Genomic DNA, 2,336 nt, shown 5'->3' with positions numbered 1-2,336 from the left:
CATGATGTCGCGCTAGGCTCCCAAGCTCACACGCACAGAAAAAAAGCCCGCTGTCTTTCGACAGCGGGCTTTTCGACCTTTCGGCTTACGGGTTACGCGTATTCGTGCAGCGCCGTGCGCATCTTCTTCATTGCGCTGGCTTCGATCTGACGAATCCGCTCGGCCGATACACCAAATTCGTCGGCGAGTTCATGCAGCGTCTTGCCGCCCGAGCCGTCGTCTTCCACCTCGAGCCAGCGCGCCTGGACGATCCGGCGGCTACGTTCATCGAGCGATTCAAGCGCGGTGGACAATCCTTCGCTCTGCAGCTTGTCGAACTGACGCGATGCCAGCACGTTGGTCGGCTCGTTGTGCGAATCCGCCAGATAGGCGATCGGCGCGTACGATTCCTCGCCGTCGTCAATCTGGCCTTCCAGCGCGATGTCGCCGCCGGACAGACGCGTCTCCATTTCCGAGACTTCCTCGCGCTTCACATTCAGCTCTTTTGCAAGACTGTCCACTTCGCCCGGTGTGAACGCGTTGTGTCCGGTCTTGTGGCTGCGCAGGTTGAAGAACAGCTTGCGCTGTGCCTTCGTGGTCGCAACCTTCACCGTGCGCCAGTTGCGCAGGATGTATTCATGAATCTCGGCCTTGATCCAGTGCATGGCGTACGAAACGAGCCGCACATTTTGCTGCGGGTCGAAACGCTTTACAGCCTTCATCAAGCCGATGTTGCCTTCCTGGATCAAGTCGGCATGCGGCAGGCCGTAGCCCAGATAATTCCGGGCGATGGACACGACCAGGCGCAAGTGCGACAGCACGAGCTGACGGGCAGCGTCGAGGTTGTCGTTCTCGCGAAATTCGGTGGCGTACTGACGTTCTTCCGACGGCGTTAGCATCGGAATCCGGTTGACAGCCGAAATGTAGGCGTCGATGTTGCCGATCTGACCGGTCAACATGGACGACTGCGCAAACGTCAGCGCACCTGCCGAAGCGGCCTTGGCCGACGCCGAGTGTCCAGTATTCGGAAGGGTTATCGCATTGGTCACGCTTGTCTGCTCCTTATCAACAAAAAACCCGATGAAAAACCGGGTCCAACCACGATATTAGCACTCTGCTATTTCGAGTGCTAAAGATTAGAGGGGCAATCAACCCAAGAGTTCCCCAAAAGCTATTAGAACTGATGCTCCAATAGCCCCTAGGTGGTTTCCCGAACCTTTCCTTGGATTTCGCCAGAAGAAACGAGTTCCTTGCCAATTTTACCGAAAGAAACTTGCAAGTTTTCGCACGATTTACCTCTTAAATCGTCGATCGGCGAAACTTAATGCCGCATTTCCAACAATCCACAGAACTGTTTTGAGCTTTTTTTTGAGACCGTCTCTAAAATGGCGACGTGCCGCTTTTGCGGTAATTGCGTTTCGAGAAACCAGCCCCGGAGTAGTTCATGCAAAAGAACAAAAGTGTTTGGCAAAAACGCTCTTTTTACGGTGCCCTGCTGGGGGTGCTTGCCCTGGTTTCGGCGAGTGCCAAAGCAGACCAGTTCGGCGTACAGATCGCCGGTGGGGTTGCCGACCACGATGTCCGCAAGGCGGACGTCGGCGTTGTGTGGGACCCGAACTGGACTTGGTGGGAGATCGGCGGCTTCCATTTCACCGTTGTAGGCGAAGCGCACGTCGCTTACTGGGACATTCGCGAGAGCAACGCTGCACATCCGAATATCTGGGAATTCGGGCTGACGCCAGTATTCCGCTTCATCAAGAGTTCTGGCTGGTTCAGGCCGTATGTGGAGGCGGGCGTCGGCGTGCGGCTCCTGTCGCACGTGCGCGAGACGCAGGACCGTACGTTCTCATCGTCCTTCCAGTTTGCCGACATGGTGGGTGTCGGCGCGGCGTTCGGCGCGCATCAGAACTACCAGGCGGGCTTCCGGTTTCAGCATTTATCCAACGCCGGTATCGAACACCCGAATCCTGGTATAAATTTCAGCCAGTTATATTTGCAGTACAACTTCTGACGGGGACCGGGTCCATCGGGTCCTTCCATCGTGAGAGGAACCGATCGATGCCGGCACAACCCCCCGATGCGCCCGCCGAGGCAATCCGCGAACTCGAGCGCAGCCGTTTTCGCGCAATGGTCGACGGCGACGGCGAGGTGCTCGACACGCTGCTGGCGGACAACGCCAGCTATGTCCACACCAATGGCAAGCGTGAGTCGAAGCGGCAGTTTATCGATGCAATCACCGCCGGCCGGCGGCGCTACCGGCAAATCGAGATCGAGACTCAGGACCTGATGCCGGGCGGGCGGGACACGTGGATAGTGCATGGACGCGCGCTGATCGAGATGGAGTCGAAAAACGGCGC

3 protein-coding genes are annotated in these 2,336 nt (G+C 57.4%); 2 read left to right on the top strand and 1 reads right to left on the bottom strand.

Annotation, left to right across the window (positions count from 1 at the left end; genetic code table 11):
- Positions 1 to 92: 92 nt before the first annotated feature.
- On the bottom strand, positions 93 to 1,028 hold the full coding sequence (gene rpoH, locus ACFFAR_RS31105; protein WP_061998349.1) for an RNA polymerase sigma factor RpoH: 936 nt from the start codon (positions 1,026 to 1,028) through the stop codon (positions 93 to 95).
- 395 nt (positions 1,029 to 1,423) lie between these two features.
- Here rpoH and ACFFAR_RS31100 point away from each other — a divergent pair, with 395 nt between their 5' ends.
- Positions 1,424 to 1,990, top strand: a complete 567-nt coding sequence (locus ACFFAR_RS31100; protein ID WP_174365522.1) for an acyloxyacyl hydrolase — start codon at positions 1,424 to 1,426, stop codon at positions 1,988 to 1,990.
- A gap of 47 nt (positions 1,991 to 2,037) precedes the next feature.
- Positions 2,038 to 2,336: DUF4440 domain-containing protein (locus tag ACFFAR_RS31095; protein WP_174365521.1), on the top strand; the 299-nt coding region annotated here is incomplete at its 3' end.

Source organism: uncultured Caballeronia sp. (assembly GCF_964243625.1).
Lineage (GTDB): Bacteria > Pseudomonadota > Gammaproteobacteria > Burkholderiales > Burkholderiaceae > Caballeronia.
Note: the sequence above shows the minus strand (reverse complement) of the source record. Positions and strands in the feature narration are given on the sequence as shown.

Excerpts from the sequence above, each read along its gene's own strand:
- ACFFAR_RS31100 (WP_174365522.1), top strand. The coding sequence starts at position 1,424 with ATGCAAAAGAACAAAAGTGTTTGGCAAAAACGCTCTTTTTACGGTGCC.